At 68.2% G+C, this 19,915-nt stretch carries 14 protein-coding genes; 6 read left to right on the top strand and 8 right to left on the bottom strand.

Features of this window, described 5'->3' with window-relative positions; all coding sequences use genetic code 11:
• Positions 1 to 1,198 precede the first annotated feature (1,198 nt).
• The 3 genes from ABTX62_RS34240 (at position 1,199) to ABTX62_RS34230 (ending at position 5,480) form a co-directional block, all read left to right on the top strand.
• Positions 1,199 to 2,158, top strand: coding sequence for a DNA/RNA helicase domain-containing protein (locus ABTX62_RS34240; RefSeq protein WP_352119829.1), 960 nt, complete (start codon positions 1,199 to 1,201; stop codon positions 2,156 to 2,158).
• A gap of 203 nt (positions 2,159 to 2,361) precedes the next feature.
• Positions 2,362 to 2,919, top strand: coding sequence for a hypothetical protein (locus ABTX62_RS34235; RefSeq protein WP_352119828.1), 558 nt, complete (start codon positions 2,362 to 2,364; stop codon positions 2,917 to 2,919).
• Between the two features lie 41 nt (positions 2,920 to 2,960).
• Complete coding sequence (locus ABTX62_RS34230) at positions 2,961 to 5,480, top strand: DEAD/DEAH box helicase (RefSeq protein WP_352119827.1); 2,520 nt, start codon at positions 2,961 to 2,963, stop codon at positions 5,478 to 5,480.
• A 231-nt stretch (positions 5,481 to 5,711) separates the two neighbouring features.
• Here the strand turns inward: ABTX62_RS34230 and ABTX62_RS34225 are convergent, their stop codons facing one another.
• From ABTX62_RS34225 to ABTX62_RS34190, 8 genes are all read right to left on the bottom strand, one after another.
• Complete coding sequence (locus tag ABTX62_RS34225) at positions 5,712 to 6,296, bottom strand: DUF6262 family protein (protein ID WP_352119826.1); 585 nt, start codon at positions 6,294 to 6,296, stop codon at positions 5,712 to 5,714.
• Complete coding sequence (locus ABTX62_RS34220; RefSeq protein WP_352119825.1) at positions 6,293 to 8,902, bottom strand: tyrosine-type recombinase/integrase; 2,610 nt, start codon at positions 8,900 to 8,902, stop codon at positions 6,293 to 6,295. The genes ABTX62_RS34225 and ABTX62_RS34220 overlap by 4 nt, the downstream gene beginning before the upstream one ends.
• Positions 8,884 to 10,041 carry a tyrosine-type recombinase/integrase gene (locus tag ABTX62_RS34215; RefSeq protein ID WP_352119824.1) on the bottom strand — a complete coding sequence of 386 codons (1,158 nt, stop codon included), beginning with the start codon at positions 10,039 to 10,041 and terminating at the stop codon, positions 8,884 to 8,886. The genes ABTX62_RS34220 and ABTX62_RS34215 overlap by 19 nt, the downstream gene beginning before the upstream one ends.
• A gap of 200 nt (positions 10,042 to 10,241) precedes the next feature.
• Positions 10,242 to 10,877: a DUF6308 family protein gene (locus tag ABTX62_RS34210; protein WP_352119823.1), complete on the bottom strand. Its 636-nt coding sequence runs from the start codon at positions 10,875 to 10,877 to the stop codon at positions 10,242 to 10,244.
• A gap of 337 nt (positions 10,878 to 11,214) precedes the next feature.
• On the bottom strand, positions 11,215 to 12,315 hold the full coding sequence (locus tag ABTX62_RS34205; protein WP_352119822.1) for a patatin-like phospholipase family protein: 1,101 nt from the start codon (positions 12,313 to 12,315) through the stop codon (positions 11,215 to 11,217).
• Positions 12,312 to 14,852 (bottom strand): anti-phage 6A-MBL system cap2_3 protein, encoded by a 2,541-nt coding sequence (gene cap2-3 / locus ABTX62_RS34200; RefSeq protein WP_352119821.1) that lies wholly within the window; start codon positions 14,850 to 14,852, stop codon positions 12,312 to 12,314. The genes ABTX62_RS34205 and cap2-3 overlap by 4 nt, the downstream gene beginning before the upstream one ends.
• A complete protein-coding gene (mblB, locus tag ABTX62_RS34195) occupies positions 14,849 to 16,153 on the bottom strand; it encodes an anti-phage 6A-MBL system MBL-fold protein (protein ID WP_352119820.1) in 1,305 nt (434 codons plus the stop codon). The genes cap2-3 and mblB overlap by 4 nt, the downstream gene beginning before the upstream one ends.
• Positions 16,154 to 16,230: 77 nt before the next feature.
• On the bottom strand, positions 16,231 to 16,503 hold the full coding sequence (locus tag ABTX62_RS34190; RefSeq protein ID WP_352119819.1) for a hypothetical protein: 273 nt from the start codon (positions 16,501 to 16,503) through the stop codon (positions 16,231 to 16,233).
• A 334-nt stretch (positions 16,504 to 16,837) separates the two neighbouring features.
• Between ABTX62_RS34190 and ABTX62_RS34185 the strand changes: the two genes are divergently transcribed.
• From ABTX62_RS34185 to ABTX62_RS34175, 3 genes are read left to right on the top strand one after another with little or no spacing between them, the layout of a single operon-like run.
• On the top strand, positions 16,838 to 17,215 hold the full coding sequence (locus tag ABTX62_RS34185; RefSeq protein ID WP_352119818.1) for a hypothetical protein: 378 nt from the start codon (positions 16,838 to 16,840) through the stop codon (positions 17,213 to 17,215).
• 46 nt (positions 17,216 to 17,261) lie between these two features.
• Positions 17,262 to 18,407, top strand: coding sequence for a helix-turn-helix domain-containing protein (locus tag ABTX62_RS34180; protein WP_352119817.1), 1,146 nt, complete (start codon positions 17,262 to 17,264; stop codon positions 18,405 to 18,407).
• A complete protein-coding gene (locus tag ABTX62_RS34175; protein ID WP_352119816.1) occupies positions 18,404 to 19,825 on the top strand; it encodes an nSTAND3 domain-containing NTPase in 1,422 nt (473 codons plus the stop codon). Before ABTX62_RS34180 ends, ABTX62_RS34175 begins: the two co-directional genes overlap by 4 nt.
• Positions 19,826 to 19,915 lie beyond the last annotated feature (90 nt).

Here is a 19,915-nt window from a genome sequence, read left to right as displayed (position 1 = left end):
TGTCGGCCTCGACCGTCCAGGTCGCGGCCACCCTGCCGTCGGCCAGAACGACGCGGGCGCCGGCGACGGACAGCGGGCGGTGCGCGTCGTCGATGCGCCTCCAGGACCGTTGGGGCCCGCTGGCGCGGGCCAGGCTGGCTGCGGGAGTGGGGGCTGGGCGGCTCTGGTGGCAGTTCGTCAGCTGTGGGCCCGCCGGCCAGATTTTGCTTCAAAGTGTGTCTCGGATAGAGTCTGGAATGGTGACTGACTCCTTACGCTTTGCTCCCTTGTTAAGTCTACGTGTTCGGAGATACTTCAGTGCCTGGTCATTAGCGCACCGCAGGTCGTTCTTTAGTGAGAGGTATGACGGTGTCTCCCAAAAGAAAGGAAGGATGACGGTCAGCAATGGAACGTAGGGGTAACCTGTAATGGTGGCCCACAGCAGTACTGCAACAATGACAATACAAAAGGCCACCTTTAGGTAGCCACGGAAAGCGAAGTAGATTTGCATCGTTCTTAAGAATCCTCTCGTGTATGGATGTGTATTCATTTGAAGTGTTAGGGCCTTCGATCAGAGTTTTTGGGCAAAGAAATATGCCCCACTGGCGTGAGGCATTAGATAGGCGTCAGGTGTCGTCTAATAAATACCTTCTCGAGCATTGCCCTCGCTCTTGGTCGAGCTGCAGCTTGCATGGGCCTGCATGGGGCGACTTGGCCTGCCTGTCCCACTTATTGTGACTCTATAATTACGCATTGTTTCCTCCTTGGGGTACAGAAAACCCGAAGGGTCGTGGCCCTTCGGGGTGAAGACAGATTACTGCTCAGATAGGTTGGCTTGTGTGAGCCCTTTCGGTGTCGCTTAACTCCCTAAAGGCTACACGAGCAGCTCGCTTGTGGTCAATAGCAACCGGCCTGCGGTGATGCCTGTCGGGTCACTGCGTAGTGCGTTCTCTTGGTTCCTTGAGATCATTGCACATTTCCCTGTGTGGGTCCAGGGACGGTGTGTGGTTCCGCTTTTCTGGGTGCGGCGCAGTCACTGGTTTGACGGGCCTTTTATAGCAGGCGTGGGCCCTGTGGCGCAACGGGACCCGATTCCTGCCAGGCTCTTTCCCTGGAGGTTTCCTGCTGATCTCTGATGGCTGGTGCAGAGAGCAGCGCTTGGGAGTGGGGGGCATCATGGGGCTCTCCAGCCGCAGGACATGTGACTGGGCGTCAGTCCATGACTCGCTTCGATGCGTCACCAGGAAGCCGGCCGCGGTTCGTCACGCCCTCAGGAACCCTGCGCACCCACCTGCTTGAAGCCGCCGGCGGACAGGCGCACGCCCGTAACCTGTTCCCTCCTGTCTCCTCCCTGTACGGCACCGCGCAGCACGCCGGGTCCGTCATCGACGAAGCCCAGCGCATGGCCAGGTCGGACGACAGGCTGGCACCTGCCCTGGTCGAAGTCCTGCGCAAGGTGCCGCTGGCCGTGGTGTTCCTCGACGAACGCCAGATCATCCGCCCGGGCGAAGGCACCACCGTGGACGAACTGCGCGCTGCCGCCCGGGCCATGGGACGGGCCCACTACCACCTCGAGCTGAAAGGCTCGTTCCGCTGCAACGGCTCCGCCGCCTGCACCACCTGGGTGGACCCCCTCCTGTCCGGCAACCCCACACCGTGGACCGGACGTCACGACTACGACCTGGCCCTCAGCGACGACCCCTTCCAACTGCAGCAGTGGACCGAACAAGCCACCGTCGCCGGGTTCTGCCGGCGCTGGACGCGCACCCGCCCCCGCGACGCCACCGGCCTCCCCCTCGACATCGCCATCACCGTCCCCTCCACCACGACCGGCCCGGAACAGATCTGGAAAGCCGCCGACCCCCTCACCACCCACACCGGAGGCCACCAGCAGAGCGGCTGCATCTACAGCGCCCAAGGCCTCGAATACCACCACGCCGGCGTCATCATCGGCCCCGACCTCACCTGGACGGACGGCCGCTGGACCGCCCACCCCCACCACAGCCGCGACCCCAAACTCCGCCACCTCACCCCCGACCAATACCTCCCCTACGCCCTCAACACCTACCGCGTCCTGCTCACCCTCGGCACCCACACCACCCACCACTTCCTCGCCCGGCCCATCCCTCCACAGCCACCAACTGCCAAGCCGCAGAGGCGACCAAGCGCCCGCCCTTGAGTTGAGGCGCTGATTCCGACGGACCGGCCTCTGGACCGGGCGCAGGCCCCAAGAACGGGACGTGCGCAAACGGTGGAACGGGGAGCCCTCACCCCTCGAGTCTCACGCTCGCCCAGGGAACACCCAGAACAACTATACAAAGAAGCTTCACTGCTATGCATAACTGATGGTAGTGTCGTGGGTACCGACATGAGGGGGATCTGATGAAGGTGACCGTGTTCCAGTTCGAGGGAACTCCTGAGGAGCTGGACGCCTCGCAGGTATTGAAGGAGCTGGCAGACCAATACCGTGGCCCCGTTTCGGTGGCCACCGAAGACGGCCCGGACGGTGGGACGCTGCCGGCCCGGATTCCGGGAGTGGCCGACGAGGGACAGGAATCGGTGCGACAGCTGCTGGGCCGCAGCCCGGCTCCCGGCCTGTTCGTCCGGTTTCTCGAAGAGACGACCCGGTGGGACAACGTCGGTGTCTACGGCATCAAGCGCAAGAACGCACTGCCCGACGCTCCCCTGGACTACAGCCGCTACCTGCGCCTGCGCCGGCAGGGATCCCAGTTCGGCGGCTTCGCCTACGTCTACGCGGAGTACAGCACCATCAATCTCCGGCTCAGCTACAGCCAGCAGCAGCTCGACGAGCTCGGCATCAAGTCCGCCCGCACCCTCACCACCGGGCACCGGGAGTACCGCGTCAGCGTCGACCTCACCGACGAGACAAGCCTGGCCGACGCCCTTCAGCTGGCCGAGCTGGCTTACAACGCCACCTGAACGCAGACAGTCCATAGCCCCAACCAACAGGAGGAGCCGGCGTGGACCTACGACCTCACCAGCGAGAAGCCGTCGACGCGATCCTCCGGGCCCTCGAACTGCCCGCCCGAGCGCTCACGCCCGAGCGGGGGCTCCGGACTCAGGTGATCATGGCGACCGGTACCGGCAAGACCCTCGTCGCCGTGCGCAGCGCGGAGGAGCTGAATGCGGCCCGTGTGCTCGTCCTCGTGCCCTCGCTGGATCTGCTCGCCCAGACCGAGGCCGCGTGGCGCAAGGGAGGCCGCACGGGCCCGATGATCGGGGTCTCGTCCCTGCGGGGTGAGGAGGCGTCCTTCCCGAACACCACCGACGCGGACGAGCTGGTCGACTGGGTGCGGCCGCTCGACAAGGTCACCGTGTTCGCCACGTACGCCTCGCTCGGACTTGGCACACTGGAACGCGCGCACGCCGCCGGCCTTCCGGGGTGGTCGCTGATCATCGTGGACGAGGCCCACAGGTGTTCCGGCCGGATCGGCAAGCCCTGGGCAGTCATCCACGACAACACCCGCATCCCCGCCCTGCGCCGCCTCTACATGACCGCCACGCCGCGGCTGTGGCAGCTCGACGAGGACTCCGAACAGGGCGCACCAGGTGAGCTGGTGGCCTCGATGGAGGACGATGCCAACTCGCCCTTCGGCAGCAGGTGTTTCACGCTGACGCTCTCGGAGGCCATCGACAGGGGAATCTGTGCCCCCTACCAGGTCGTGTGCCTGGACATCACCGACACCCAGCTCCAGGCAGCACAGCTCCTGGGCGAGGACGCACGCTCCGAGCAGGTACGCGGGGCCCGCCTCGCCGCCCTGCAGACCGCCTTGGTGAAGGCGTCAGCCGAGGAAGGGTTCCGGCGCACGCTCGTCTTCCACCACATGGTGAAGGAGGCCGAAGCCTTCGCGGCCGGCCTCCCAGACGTCACCACGCAGCTGCACGCCGCCGCCCCCGAGCTGTACCCCAAAACGATCTGGGCCAACTGGCTGTGCGGCGACCACAAGCCAGGCCACCGGCGGCGGGTTCTCGGGGAATTCGCGGACGGGATCACCACGGACGGCACGGTCGTGGAGAAGAGCTACCTGGGATCCGTGAAGGTCCTGGGCGAGGGCGTCGACACCCGCAACTGTGACTCTGTGTACTTCGCCGACGTGCGCGGGTCGATGCCGGACCTGGTCCAGGCGGTGGGGCGTGCGCTGAGGATGCAGCCGGGCGAGGGCAAGACGGCGTCGCTGGTCGTGCCGGTCCTCCTCGGGCCCGGAGAGACGACGGACAGCATGCTCACCTCGCGGGCGTACGGCGGCCTCGCAAAGCTGCTTGAAGCACTCAGAGCGCACGACACCCGGGTCGTGGAACAGCTCGCCGAGCAACAGGCACAAAGCCGTGTCCGAGGCGTTCAAAGCCGCAGCGGGGCGGAAAGTGAGGGAGCCGAGAGCGACCGAAGCGACCGGGTGTCGGTGCCAGCCCGGGAGCTGCTGAAGTTTTCCACGCCGCGCGACCCCGCACAGCTGGCCGCGTTCATCAGCCTCCGCGTCCTCAACCCCGAGCACCAGCACTGGCGACGCGGCATCGAAGCCGCCACCATTTACGTCCGCGAGCACGGGGACCTGAAGGTCCCATTCACCTACCGCGTCCCCGGCCGCGGCGACCAGGAGGCGGAAGGCGAGGGATGGCCGGCCTCCCTCGCCGCGTTCCCGCTGGGGCAATGGATCGCCGACGCCCGACGCTTCTACGCCTGCGGGGACATGGATCAGGACCGCATCGAGCAGCTGGAGCAGCTGGGCATGGTCTGGTCACACTTCGACGTCGCCTGGGAGGAAGGACTGGCCGCCGCACGCGGGTGGGCCGCCGAGACGGGCCACCTCCTGGCCCCCCTGGACGCCACCTACCAGGGCTATCGGGTGGGGATTTTTCTGAAAAACGCGCGCGCCGCCGCCCGCCGGGCGGCCGAGAACGAGCAGCGGCGTGCCGAAGGCCTGCCCGTTCAGTCGTCGGCCGGCGCCCTGTCGGAAGAACGGCGCGAGCAACTGGAGGACATCGACCCATCCTGGTGCCCCACCTGGCCGGTGGAATGGCAACGCTGCTTCCACCTCACCCGACAGCATCTGGAAGCCGGCGGTGCGCTGCCGACCGAGTCGGGCGTGATCGTGCACCAAGGCGCCGATCTCGGGCGGTGGGTCAAGGCAGTGCGGCTCAGGTGGAACAAGCTCACAGGCGTCCAGCAGTGGATGTGCGAGCACGTCCTGGGCATCGAGCCCGCGGGCGAGGACGAGAAACCCAAACCGCGGACCAGCCAGGCCGACAAATGGGCACTCAACTACGCCGCCGCCCAGCAGTACTACGAACGCGAAGGACACCTCCGCGTGCCCAGGAAGCACGTGGAAGCGATCACTGTCGGCGGTGGCGACAGTGGCGGAAGTCAGGAGGCGCTGGATATCAAGCTGGGGGCCTGGATCGGCAACCAGCGCAGCAGGGCCGCGACGCTGACGCCGGAGCGGGTGGAACAGCTCTCCACCATCGGCATGCGCTGGACCTGACTGCGAGCAGGACCGGCCGCCCCCGCCGCTGGCTCGGACCTGCTGCACCGCGTGTGCCGACCGTGTCGTGGAGCGTTCATTTTGCGTACCAAGTGCGTACGGATGGCATTGGGGGTGGCGGGCGCTTGGTCTCCCCCTCCCGCCCGCCTAGTGGCTCATGGCTCTCGGGGTTACTTCAGCGGGGCGGGGAAGCCGCCCCGCCCGGCTACCAGGGCTCTCTGTGCAGGTGGCCTACGGGGATGGCGGATGCGGGGCAGTGACATACGGAGCGAGCTGGGCTTCAAGGTCTGCGGTGCGTCTGTCGAGGAAGCGGTTGTTCTGGCGGGCACTGGCCAGCCTCTCTTGCACGTGCTGCTTGTCCTGGGTGAGCTGTCGTACTTGCTGCTTCAGGGTGGTGTTCTCGGTGACGATTCGCTGAAGTGACCCTTCAGGAAGATCGTGCTCGAGGTCGCGGATCTTGCCAAGGAGTTCGGCAATGTGGGTGCGCTGGGTGCGGATCTCGCGCTGGGCCTGGGCGAGTGCCTCTTCGGCGTTAAGGGCTCGTTCTCTCCAGGCTGGCTGAGTGCGGCTGTGGCCGTCGGCGGACGCGCCGGGATGGGGCGCGCTTGAGCGGGTGGTCTGTTCGATAAGGGCTCTGGCCTGCTGGTTTTGATAGAGGAAGGTGCGTGAGACGCGGGCGGTACGGGCAACGGCTGCGACGGTGACAGCGGTATGGTCGCGCGCCATGGCCGCCAGGGCGGTCTGGAGGCGTTGAAGCATCTCTTGGGTGGCTTGGCGGCGGGCTCGGACGGCCGCGTCGGTGCGGGAAGTGCTCATGGCTGCCCTGTGGCGTCGTCGGGGGCCTGCAGTGCTGCGAGGTCTCGGGCGCGGAAAGCGGTGCTCCAGGTGCGGTGGAAGTAGTCCTGGGGGCGCCGCAGGTCGAGGGTGAGGGCTTCTTCGAGGATGCCGAGGGCGGCCAGGGCCTGCTCGAGTCCTTTGATCGCCTTGGCGGTGGGTTCGAAGACGGTGTGGAGGTAGTCGGCGGTGGCGTCGTCGGGGGCGTTCTCGGCGATGGAGCGCCACTGTTCGGCTTTGCGGCGCCAGTAGAGGAGGTCTGCGCCGGAGAGGACGAAGTTGTCGCAGTTCTCGCAGTCGAGTTCCCAGGGGCAGGCTCCGCCGTCGACGACGGGTTGGTAGGTGCAGAATCCGCCGTCGGCGGGGGTGCTGCGGCGGGAGAGGTCCAGGGCCAGGGCGAGGGCTGTCTCGCGGTCCATGGGGCTGGTGTCGCCGGAGAGGAGTTTGCCTGGGTTGGGGGCGCCGGGCCCGGCCACCCAGACGGTGTTCAGGACGTCTTCGAGGTCGCTGTTGGTGATCTTCACGTAGTGCTCGGCCATGCGTTCGGACAGCTGGCCGAGGTAGCGGCGGATGTGGGTGAGCGTGGCGCCGGCGCGCAGCAGGTTGGTGGCCAGGGTGTGGCGGGCCTGGTGGGCGACGTACGCGCCGCCGAGGTCGAGACCGTCGATCCAGGTCTTGAAGCGCTGGTTGAAGTGTCCGTAGGAGATCGGCTGCCGGCCGTTGGGGTTGCGGATGCGGGAGGGGAACAAAGCCAGGCCGGGGCGTTCAGCGGCTGTTGGGGTGCGGCCGTAGCGCTTTTCGAAGAGCTGGAGGGTCTTGGTGCGGCGGGCATCGAGGCGCTGGTAGACGGGCTCGGGGATGCGGATGCCCTCGTTGTAGTTGCCGACCTTGGTCTGGTCGTGCCACAGCATGGCCAGACCGCGGTAGCGGCCGATGCAGTCCAGGCGCAGTCCGACGACCTCGCTGCAGCGGCGCCCGGTGGCGACGATGGTCTCCCAGATGTCCCGCAGGCCCCGGTCGTTGAGGTCGAGTTCCTCCAGGCGGCGCAGGTTGGTCTCGTCGGTCAGCGCGCGGGCGACGTCGTCGCTGAAGGGGTTGCGGGAGCGCTGCTTGAGGCCGGCGCCGCCGAAGGGGATGGCGGTCAGGAAGCCGGTGTCGATGCCGAGGCGTTCGGCGTGGCCGGCGGTGATGGCGCTGTAGAGCAGCTTGCGTGCCTGGTTGAAGACGAATTGGCAGGTCAGGTCGGTGACGGTGGGGGATCGTCCGTCGACCAGGACCATGCCCAGGGACGGCAGGCCGTGGCGGGCGCGGTGGCGCTGGTCGGCGACGAACCGCTCGGCGTGTTCACGGCGTAGCACGGTGGGGTCGTGGCCTGCTTTGGGTGCGTCGGCTTGGAGGAAGACGCCCAGTTCGACGGCGGCGCGGCGCATCTGGTCGAAGGGGCCTCGGGTACGGGGACACTGGGGGGAACGGAGCCACTCGGCGAGGTGGTCCCAGAGCAGGTCGCGCAGCCACCGCTGCGGTACGGCGGTGATGTTGAAGTGGCTCTGGGCGTTCTTGAAGCGTCGCCCGAAGTGATCGGTCTCCAGGAAGCCGGCGTCCTTGGTGTCCGAGGGGCTGTAGTAGACACAGCGCAGACCGTTGACGATCTCCCAGATGATTTTGCGGACCTCGGAGTCCATCTGCTTGCGTGTCAGGTCTTTGTAGCCTTCGTCGTGCAGGTCCATCAGGGACGTGATGCCGCCTCGCTGGCAATGTCTGACGAGATTCCTGATGCCGTTGGTGGTCCACTCGGAGTGCTGTGCGGCCTGGGCATGGGTGTGCAGGCCCCACTGGATCTCGGCCCGCAGCAGAGGAGGCAGCGGGTGGAGGTTGACCAGTCCCGGCTGTGACACAGGTTCCGTGGTGGCACACCATGCGTGGAAGGCGGACTCGTCGTCGTAGGTCACGGGGAGCGGGCGTCCGTCTGCGATGCGGCCGTGGATGCGTTCCGACCGGGCTCCTCCCGGACGCTGCTCGGTTTGGTAGCGGGTCTGGTGCTGGATGCACAATCCCACCGAGCTGCAGGCCAAGAACGGGCAGCGGGCCTTGCAGAGGCCGAAGCCGGGTAACGCGTGCTGGTCCAGAGCCCATCGTCCGAGGTGGTTCCGGTCGACAGGCGCCGCCGAGCCATACTGCCAGCGGTTCTGGTGCTGCTGGCACAACTGGGTCGTGGGGCTGAGGGCCGAACGGTCCGGGCAGATCCGGCAGCGCCCGTAGTCCACTCCCCGCGCGGCCGGAAGAGGCGTTGCGGCGCGCATGAAAGCGCGCTTGGACTGGCCGGCCCGCTCTGCCTGTTCCCACTCCTGACAGTGGGAACCGCACAGGTTGTGGCTGACGCGGCGGATGCGTTCACAGCCGTCGACGCCGCACTGCCAGGCGTAGACCGGGTGGTGAGGCGGGATAAAGATCAGCGTGTCGCGGAAGAGCGGGTCGAATGCGGGGGCCTCTATGAGGGCTGTGAGCAGTTCGAGCCGGTCGCGGCCGATGCGGGTGGTGTCGGTGCGGCCGGGCAGCAGCGTCAGCGGGATCACGGCCGTGTCCCCCACACCTGCTCCAGCGCCGCGGTGAAGATCGGGTCGTGGACGTCTACGTGGCCGTAGACCTGCTCGACGGTCGCGGCCGAGGCCCAGCCGCCGGCCTCACGCGCGATCACAGCGTTGCCCCGTGCGGCGTCCAGCACTGCGGTGGCGAAGCTGTGCCGGAAGGCGTGCGGGACCACCCGGCCGATCTCCACACGGGCTGCGGCCCGGCGCAGCATGCCGCGGGCCGCGGCGGTGCTCCACGGCTGGCCTCGGGAGGGGCCGTGCAGACTGACCAGAAGCATGCCGTGAACGGTCTGGGCGGGGTACTGGGTGGTGATGTACTCGAAGTAGGCGTGGATCATCGCCGGACTCGCCCGGCGTACCGTCCCGCCGCTTACGGCGTTGTCCTGCCAGGTCCAGGGCGTTTTTGTCTTGGCCCGGGCCCGGTTGGCGTTGTCCTCGCGGTGGCAGATGTGCACGTGCGGACCCCGGCATTGACCGCACGCAGCTTGCTCGCGCAGGTGCAGGTCGACCAGGCGCAGCCCGCACAGCTCGCCGATCCGGAAACCGCCGTCGGCCAGCCATGTGACCACCATTCGGTCCCGCGCGCACGACACCGCCCCCAGCATCAGCTCCCGGGCTCCTTCCGGGAGCATCTTCGGATGCCGGCGCACCCGCTCCGCCGGAGCCAGAGGGTTGGCAGGCATGCTGTGCAGGACGTGCCCGAGCATCGCCCGCCGCCTATCCGCCCGCGTCGGCAGCCGCGTCACACGCAGCGCCTCCGCCAGCGACGGGTTCACGCCATGGGTGCCCAGGTGGAGATAGAAGCCCTTCAGGCAGGCCGCCGCGGTCTTCAACGCGCTGTGCCCGTACGGGCGTTTCCCCTCCCGCCACGGCAGCCCGAACGCCCCGGGATAGTCCGCTCCGAGTGCCGCCATGTAGTGCCGCAGGTCCTTGGGCGACACCGACCCTGTGTCCAGGCCCGCGAACCGCAGCCACCGCAGATGATCCACCAGCACATACGCGTACGTACGATCCGTACCCGCGGCGCAGGTACGCAGGAACCCGTCCGCCTCCGCTACCACCGAGCAGTCCGCGTCCACGACCGTGTAGGACACCTGCCCGCCGGCACGGACGATCTCCTGCACACGTAACTGGCCCACCACCAACCGACCACCCACCCGCACGCCGCCCCCTCCAGACCCAGGACCGCCCCGCCGGCGGCACTCCGGCCCCGAGTCCACACCCCTCCCCTACGTCCCCGGACCACTCCACACGAACGTCCCACACACCCCAGCGACGGTTGGTAAAGTCCGTCACCCTCACACGCCAGAACGCCGCAAGAGCAACCTCGCTGCCGAAGTCAACGAGGACAGGCGTGACCCTCCGCCCGGTGCCCCATCCACACCACCACGTCGCACACCCGCAGCGCGCCCACCGTCTCCGGCACCCCCGCGACCTGACGCAGCTCCAGCAGTTGGCGGTGCAAAGCAGCGCCGTCTTCACGCAGCGCAGTGTGGAGGGCGAGCCAGAATGACGGCGGTCGGCCGACAGCGCAGCGGACGACGCGGTCGTAGACGGGGAGCAGCTGCGGGCGCTTGCGGGCCAGGAGCTTCCCCGCGATCACCCATCCGACATCGGGCTGATCGCGCAGGAGATGCCAGGCCTGGTCCGCCGGCGAGCCGTCGGCCACCACATCCGCGTCGGTGTCGACCATGTTGATGTCCCTGGGTATGGCGTGCAGCAGGCCGGTCAGCCGCGCGCCGAGAGGGCCCTCCAGAATGTCCAGCGCGACAGGCGCCGGAACGGTGACCGACAGGGTCTGCACTGCGACCAGGTCCTCCGCCGTGATCCGGTCGGCGACCTCGGACCGGTCTCCCCCACCCGCCAGATGCTCGAACCGACTGCCGGTGAACGCCAGCCCGCCAGGCGGCAAATCGATACCAAAATAGCGCCGCAGATCATCCACGACACGCTCTGCGCCCAGCAGTACGCGCAAACGCTGCCCCAACGGGGACAACGCCTCAGATACGCCAGGCGTTGCGGTAGGAGATGCCATGAGAACTCCATCCTTCATCGAGATCGTGAGCAAACCAGGTCTGTAGCCACACGGCCGGGTAGGCGTGTCGACACCGAAGTAGCCGTCCTGCGCCACCGCCGTCCTGGCGTGGTAGGCACCGCCCCGTCGCGGCAGGACGACGACTGCTTGTACTCGCGGAGCGGCACCCCCGGGTTGCGGCCCATTCGGGCTGTCTTCAGAAGCGCTCGTGCCCAAGGCATGAAGCCGTCGGCGGGACACGGCCGGCGAAGAGTGGAGGGTGCGCAGCTTCGCTGCCTCAGCCGTGCGCGGGGCGCAGGTACATCGGCAGGACAGTGCGCATGAGCTGTTCGCCGCGGGTGGTGATGGCCTCGAAGTCGCTGCGGGCCATGGCGGCGAAGTTGGTCGGGTATGAGGCGACGGTGCTGCGTGGGACGAGGTCGCTGGGTGGTGCGGGCAGCCGGTCGTCTTTCATGCCGAGGTACGCGAGGGCGAAGCCGTCGATGCGTCCGCTCGCCGCCCATTCGTGCAGGCGGGAGCGCGCGGAGTCCTGGGACTTGCGGTGGACGGTGGCGAAGGAGCGGTTGAGGCGTCCGAGCATGAAGTGCGGTGCCTTCACGGTGAGTTCACCCAGGCCGGCGTCGCAGGAGATGATGAAGGGCACGTCGTAGACATGCTGGGTGTGGTGCGGTGAGCGTCCGGGCTCGAGGACGGACAGGCCCAGGTTGTCGTAGACGCCGCCGTCGGTGAGCAGGACGGTGTGCTGCTGCTGGTGTCCATCGCGGTACTGGAAGGTGAAGGTGCGTTCCAGGGCCGGCAGGAGGGCGGGGTAGGCGGCGGAGGCGGCAACGGCGGTGGCGACGTGGATGGGTTCGGAGATGGTGCCGTAGCGGGAGCAGCCGCTGCGGGTGCTGCCGAAGCGTACGGCGTTGGTGGTGGCCAGGTCGGTGGCGGTGAGGACGACGTCGAGGCCGGGGTGCGTGACGTCTGCCATGGTGGTGGTGCCGAACGCCTTGTGGGTGAGGACGGTGGCCAGGGCGTCGGTGCGGTTGGCGGGGCGGGCGACGCTGACGCCGCTGTGGCGGGCGAACAGTTGGCGGGTGCCTGCACGGGCGGCGGCGGTGAGGTTGCGTACGGCTGCGGAGGGCTTGAACGCCTGGCGTGCGATGTCCAGTTGGAGGCCGGAGCGCAGCAGATCGGTAGTGCGCGCGTCGAAGTCGGTGAAGTCTGAGGGGCCGTAGGCCCACAGGGCGGCTAGGAGAGAGCCGCCTGAGATGCCGGAGACGACGCGGATGCGGTCGAGGAGATCGCGGTCGTGCAGGGCGCGCAGGCAGCCGAGGTGGAAGGCGGCGGCGCGGGATCCTCCGCCGGACAGGGCGAGGCCGATGGTGCGGGTCATGGGCGAGCCTTGCGTGGGAAGGGAACCGGGCCGTGGGGGCGGGTGGCGTAGCCGCCGGGCCACCACGTCACGGGGCCGAGGTGGGTGGGTGGCGCCGACGGGGGCGGCCCGGCTGCGGCGGGGGTGGTGCGGGTGGCGAGGTGGGCGTAGAGGTCGGGGCCCTCACCTGTGGCGAGCCACTTGTCCCAGACGTGCTCCGGTCCCCCGGCGATGAGGATGAGGGCGCGGGCGGGAGCATCGTCAAGTGGCAGGGTGAGGCTGGTCATGGCGGCGCGGTCGGTGGCACTGGGCTGCGCGGCTGCGTGTGGGTGGGTGTGCCACATGCCCAGGAAGCGGCTGATGTTTCCGGTGGCCTCCCGGCGGGCCGACAGGTGAGCGCTGATCCCGTCCAGTCCGTGCTGGAAGTAGGTCTCCGTCAGCAGGGAGTCGGGCGGTGGTCCAGTGGCCTCGTCGATGAAGATCACGCCGGTGGCGTCGTCGACGACGCCGAGCAGGGTGCCGCCGGTTTCCACACGCGAGCCCCGCACTCGGGTGCCGCGGCGGGCTTCCGCGCGCATCTCGGCCAGTGCGGCGGGGCTGATGCGCACGTCGTAACCGGTGGCCTCGTCCGTTGCGAGGGTGTCGTTGGGCCAGGTCAGCCAGCGCGGCCCGGACGGCTGGGTGCTGGCGGGGCCCGTGGGCATGCGGACGATGAGGACGGCCATGGTGTGCCGGTCGGCGGGTTCGGCCAGGGCGTGGAGGACGCCGGTCGCCAGTTGTCCGGCCAGTGCGGTGACGTCGGCGGCCGAACCGGTGAAGGTGGCGTCCGAGCAGCCGGGTTCGGGCTGGAAGAGCTCGGTCGGGGGTGTGGTGGGGAAGAAGTCGTCGAGCAGGTCGTCGAAGGCGCGCGTGGCATCGGCGTGCGCGGCCAGCGCGGTGCGCCGCAGGACGTCCGTGCCACCGCCGGTGGCACCGCGGGGTGAGATGGCGGCGATGCCGCGGGTGGCGTGGTGGCCGATCATCAGTGTGGCCAGGTGGGGCCAGGGGGCGGTGTCGGTGCGGCGGGCGCGTTCGAGGTGGGCGCGGACGATGCGGTTGGCGGTGCAGTCCCAGATCAGGTCGAAGGTGTGCAGGTCGAGTCCGGACAGCCGGGTGGTGACGTTGCCGACGAGTGCTTCAACGTGGGTGGTGCGGGGGTCGATCCGGTTGAGGCGGTCGACCAGGACCCTCGCCTTGGAAAAGCCGATGTCGGCGTCCGTGTAGGGCTGGCGGGCCAGGATTCCGGGGTGGACGAGTCCGTGGTCGGCGACGGTGAGGTGCGCGGCTCCGGCGCGGGCGCACATGTCGGCGACGGGTGCTCCCAGGGCGCCCGCGCCCAGGACGAGGATGCGTTTGCCGCGCAGCCAGGCCGCGGGGCTGGCGTGGTCGCGTCGGACCGTGACCTCGGGCCGGGCTTCGTAGACGCGCATCCACCGGGTGCTCTGGCGGTCGAGCCAGTCGGTGCCGAACCGGACGACCTCGTCGCCGAGTTCGGCCAGGTGCGGGCGGCCGCTGAAGGCAGTGTCAGCGGCCAGGCGCCCGACCTGATCGGCGAAGTCGGGCAGGTGCCAGGCCACCAGGTGCGTCCGGCGCGGCCCGTCGCCGGCGATACCCCGCGAGGGGGTGCCCAGCAGCAGGTGCACCGGCGCGGCTGGGGTGTCCTCGTCGTCCCCGGTCGACGCGGTGGCGTCGGCGTCGGGACACAGCAGGGTGCGGTTGTGGCCTGCGACGAATCCCGTCAGCCCCAGCAGCAGGCGCGGCGTGATGTGGTCGCGGGCCAGGGACTCCACCAGCTCGCGCGCGGTGAGCGGGTATTCGAACGTTAGGTGCTTCGTGGTGACGACGACGGGGGCGAGGAAGGCGCGGGCGCCGGCCGGCAGCGCGGCGCTCTCCCACAACTGTTCCAGGCTGTCGGGCCAGGGGTCCTCGACGGCGAGCCAGCCCACGACGTCGCATCTGATGTCGTTGACCTGGTGCAGTACGGCGGCGCCCAGCCACGGCCCGTCCGGTCGTGCGACGGGCGCGTCGTGGCGGATCACGAGGAGTCCCGCGGTGTGGTCGGTCAGGGCGTTCGGGGGGTGCAGGGGTTCGCCGGGCCGGTCCAGTTGTCCCGCGGCGGCCGCCTCGAACCAGTCCAGGAGGCGGGTGATGAACCCGTACATGCCGTCGGCCGGATCCCACTCGGTCGCCGTCGAGCGGTACAGGCACAGGTGGCGGCCCCAGTTGACGTGCGGGGCGCCGGCGAAGCGGGTGTGGCGGGTTTGCACGCTGGGGGCGGTGAAGGGGAAGTTCGGAGGGATCCGCAGGGTGACCGCCTCGACGCTGCGCAGCCGCAGGCCGTCCTGGGTGGGCGGCAGGTTGGCGCAGCCGACGCTGACGCGTGCCTCGACGTACCCGTCGACTGTGGCGGCCACGTGGGTGGCCGCCACCGATCCTCGAGATGCCTGGACGATCCGGTGCAGCTGGTCGAGGGCGAGCTGCTGGCCCTCGGTGAGTTCCAGGGTGGTGCTGTCCTTCACGCGGCACCGAATCCGATCTGTACCGCGGGCTCGGCCTTGTCGCCCCTGGCCTGCTGCACACCGGCGCGCGCGGCGTCCGTACCCCGCGGGTGCGGCAGGCCGGAACCGGCAGCGAAGGCCGCGGCCGGGTAGCGGGAGGCACCCAGTGCGGCCAGCAGCCGACGTCCCCCGCCCGCGGCCTCCAGCATCCGGGCCTTGTTCTCCAGGTCGGCGACGTCCACCAGTTCGAGGCCCAGGCCCGGCTCCAGGGCGAAGACCACCGGACGGGGTTCCTCCTTGGAGGGGTGCTCCCCCGTGCACAGCACCTCGTAGTCGGTGATCGACGCGTAGGCGTCCCGGGCCAGCAGGTGCGGCGGGTTGTTGCCCTTCTCGTCCTTCTCGCGGAAGGGCAACGAGCTGGCGATCACCCGGGCGTCCGGACTGGCATGCGCCTGGAGCAGGTCGAGAAGATCCTGCTTGAGCTCCTCCTCGCCGTCCTCGCCCTCGGCGTACATGGCCTTCTTCGAGCAGTGGTGCGGGGAGAGCAGCACGTCCCATTCCACCCGGTCCGAGTTGCCTGCGGCTTCACTGTTCTCGAAGATCATCTTGATGATGGGGTAAGCGAGGTCGCCCAGGAACAGCAGTCGGCCGACTGTGCCGTCACTGGCCTTCAGCTGTACCTGCAGGGCCAGGGACGTGTCGTTGCGGTCGCCGGCGCAGTGGTCCTTGAACGGTGCGTGGACGAACGCCTCGAACCGGTCCTCGACGTCCTGGCCGTCGATCTTGGCGATCACGTCACCGGGGAAGGTGAAGTACTCGTCGGGCAGTTCGGCGTAGGAGTGCAGTTCGCGGTCCTCGTCGTAGCCGATGATGCGCACCCGGTCTCCGCTGGCCGGCTCCTTGCCGTCCTTGACGGCCTTAAGGGTGGCGTCCACGCGTCGCTCGACCTCGTCCTGGAAGCGCTGTGCGTCCTCGCACATCGGCTTGTCCTCGGACAGTTCGCGCCACAGCCGGGGCGTCGCCCAGATCTCCCCGATCAGAATGGAGCTCTCCAGAAGGTCGCCGAAGCCGCAGCAGTGGTCCGAGTCGGCGTGGGTCAGGGCGAAGACCGCCAGGTAGGGCGTAGTACCGTCGGGTCGCGGGAGGGTCTCCTCCAGGCGGTCGATGACGGCGGCGACCACCGCGTCGTCCTCGTCGGCGGCCTTCATGTCCCGCAGGTCCACCTGCATGACCAGGTTGTCGCCCAGCACGATCGTGGTGGAGTCGCCCGTGCCCACCGGCCAGAACACCACCCCCTGCCCGGGCAGTTCCGTCTCGACCATGTCCTACCTCTTCACTTGATATTGATCAACTAGCGGGAAAAGCAGACAAGTTCACTTCAGGCCAGATGTATCACGCGTCACTGACAATGCCGCCACCATCGGGCCGGTGAAGATCGGCACGAACGCCTCCCGCTCGTGCACCACCGTGATCTCATCCTCCCCACGGCCGGCGAACGAGTGCTGACGCCTGCCGGTGACCGGACCAGGTAGTGCGCGGCCACGTCGATGCCGACCAGGCCCAGGACCGCGTTCGGCGTCGTGCGCTTCGGCACCTCGACCGGCTCGCCGTCCACCGTGACGGTCACTGTCTTGCCGCCGATCTCCTCGTGCTGGATGTCTGCCGTCGTCATGACGACCACCTCCCCTTCCTCCGGCCCGCCTCAGCGGGCCGGGATATGCGAAAGGCGGGCCCGAAGCCCGCCCACTTGCTCTTCTTCGAGCCGCGCGACGCGCGCTCGTTCACCGTCGTTGACGGGTGCCTACGCACCGTCGACTGCTTCACGAACCGACCCGTGACCGCACTGCGACCACGCTTCCCACCAGACCCACTCGTCTTACTGGCCTTGCCGGGCATGACGTACCTCCTTCAAGAGGGATCGATCTGACCTGCAAAGTTGCTCCATCGCGCGCGAAGTTTCATGCACCTAGCAAGCCAATGAAACTTTCCTTGATCGAGAGAGTAGCATGGAAGCAACAGGTATACGCAAGAGGTTTCTGGGGCTGCCGGTGAATATCGCCTTCGACGACGCGGAGCTCGCCCGCGTCTGCAACAGCGACGCGGCCCGCCGGGCCCGCTTCGGGCCGGAGGCCGCCGCCACGCTCCACAGACGCCTCGGCCAGATGGCCGCCGCCGACCACCTGGCCGACCTGCATCGCCTCGCGGCCGCCCGGCTACGGCCCGATCCGGCCGACAACGGCGTCAGCCGGATCGTCTCGCTCGGAAACCACGGCCACCTCGTCGTACGCCCCCGCGACGACCCGCCCGCCGCCCACCGTGACGGCACCCTTGACGAACACTCCGTACGCGCCCTGATAGTCACCGCGATCGCCATCACGCGATGACCGCCCCCGCCACCCCCGCCTCCCCGACCTCAGAGAGGCACCACCCGTGACCCCGCCTCCCGCCCCGCCCTTCTTCTACGCGCCCGACTCCGCCCAGCCACCCGGCGAGACCCTCAAAGAACAGCTGGAAGCACTCGGCATCCCTCAGGCCGACCTCGCCCGGCGAACCGGCCTGTCCACCAAGCACATCAACCAGATCGTCCAGGGCACCGCGGTCCTCACCCCCGAGACCGCGCTACTCCTCGAGCGCGCCACCGGCATCCCGGCCTCAATGTGGAACCAGCTGGAAGCCGCCTGGCGTACCCACGTCACCCGCCAGCAGGAACTCCAGCAGCTCAGCAAGCGCATCGACTGGCTCGACAACTTCTCACTGACCGACCTCGTCAAGCGCAGCATCCTGCCGAACAAAGACAGGAGCACGGACAACCTCCAGCGTCTGCTGGCGTTCTTCGGCGTCGCCGACCCAGGCGTCGCCGAAGACCTCTGGCGCAGCTACCGCACCGCCTTCCGCCGCTCCACCGTCTTGAAGACCGACGACTACGCCACCGCGGTATGGCTGCGCCAGGCAGAACTCAAAGCCCGCGCACTGCCCTGCCAGCCGTTCGACCGCGCCGCCCTCACCGCCCTCCTGCCCAGCCTGCGCGCCCTCACCCTGGACGACCCGGCAACCTGGCCCAACCGCATCACCCATCTATGCGCCCAGGCCGGCGTCGCCGTCGTCTTCCTCCCCGCCCCTCCCCTGACCAGCGTCTCCGGCGTCACCCGCTGGCTCACCCCCGACAAGGTCGGCATCGCCCTCAGCGACCGGTTCAAAAAAGACGACCACTTCTGGTTCACCGTCTTCCACGAGATCGGCCACACCCTCCTGCATGGCAAGAGACTGACCTTCCTCGACAACACCGACCGCGCCGACGAACGCACCCCCGAAGGCGACCGCAGCGAAGAAGAAGCCGACACCTTCGCGGCCCAGACCCTCATCCCACCCGAGCACAACGCCGCATACCGACGCCTCGCCCGCAGACCCATGCCCTTCGACAACGTCAAAGCCTTCGCCCGCCAGGCCGGCATCGCCGTCGGCATCGTCGTCGGCCGCCTCCAGCACGACGGCGCCCTGCCCTGGACCCACGGCAACAACCTCAAACGCCCCGTCCGCTTCCCCCACAACTGCCCCGCCGAGGACCAGCCACAGTGACCGACCACCCCCGCAAAGGCACCGTCGCAGCACCGGGCTCCCCCAACTTCGCCCTGCACACCCTGGGCTGGCGCGCATTCCAGGACCTGTGCGCAGCCGTACTCCGCGAAGTGTGGGCACAGTCCGTCCACACCTTCGCCGACTCCAACGACGGCGGACGCGACGGCGCCTTCCACGGCACGTGGCAACAGCCACCGGACCCGATCGGCGTCCAGGACATCCCCGACGGCCCGTTCGTCCTGCAGTGCAAACACACCAAGAAAGCCGACACCACCCTCGCGCCGTCGGATCGCGACGACGAGTTCGCCAAAGTCCAGGCTCTGGTGGAACGGGGCCTGTGCGGCAGTTACGTCCTGCTCACCAACGCGCGGGTCAGCGGCGCTTCGGAAGCCACCATCCGACGACGGCTGCTCGATGCCGGCGTCAGGTACCCTCTGGTCCTCGACGGCCAGTGGATCTGCGACACCATCGCCAGCCGCCAGCGCCTACGGACTTTCGTCCCCCGCGTCTACGGACTCGGCGACCTCTCCCAAATCCTCGACGAACGCGCCTACACCCAAGCACAGGCCCTGCTCGGCTACCTGCGAGACGATCTGGCCACGTTCGTGGTCACCGACGCATACCGGCATGCCGTCCAAGCTGTGCAAAACCACGGCTTCGTCCTGCTCCTCGGCGAGCCTGCCGTCGGAAAATCTGTCATCGCCGCGACCTTGGCCATGACCGCTCTCGACGCCTGGGGCTGCCTCACCGTCAACGCCCATGACGCCGACGGACTCATACGCCACTGGAACCCCGACGAGCCGAACCAGTTCTTCTGGATCGACGACGCCTTCGGCGCCGTACGCCACGAACAGCAGCTCACCGACAGTTGGTCCCGCCACATGCGACACGTCATGACCGCCGTCCACAGCGGAGCCAAAGTCGTCCTCACCTCACGCGACTACATCTACCGCGACGCACGCCCCTACCTGAAGGAATACGCCTACCCCCTCCGGCAGGAACAGCGAGTCGTCGTCGACGTCGCCCGACTCTCCCCGCAGGAACGCCAACAGATCCTCTACAACCACATCAAACTTGGCGCTCAGCCACCAGAGGTCCGGGCAAGATTGAAACCGCATCTGAAAGCGGCGGCCGATACCGAGCCCTTTTACCCCGAGGTGGCCCGGCGCTTGGGCCAGCAAGCCTTCACCGAGCAACTTGAACTCACCACCAGCGGCGTCACCGCTTTCATGGCCCGCCCAACCGATTTCCTCTGCGACGTCTACTCCGGACTTGGACCAGATGAGAAGGCTGCCCTTGCCCTGACTTACCAGGCCGACGAGTACCTGCCAGCCCCGCTGAGCCTGGACAACTTCCAGCGAGAAGTTATTAGTAGCTGTTGTCGTACCGATCTTGAGAGATGCGCGGTCGAACGGTAGTCCCGATCGGGTGGTCGCGGGGCGCTGGACGCATATGAACAGGGCCTCCTGAACAGCTCGTTGGTGTCGAATCACCGAGCAGCAGGAGGC

It is taken from the genome of Streptomyces sp. NPDC096046, from assembly GCF_040303285.1.
GTDB lineage: Bacteria > Actinomycetota > Actinomycetes > Streptomycetales > Streptomycetaceae > Streptomyces.
This window is presented reverse-complemented; position numbering and strand designations above follow the sequence as displayed.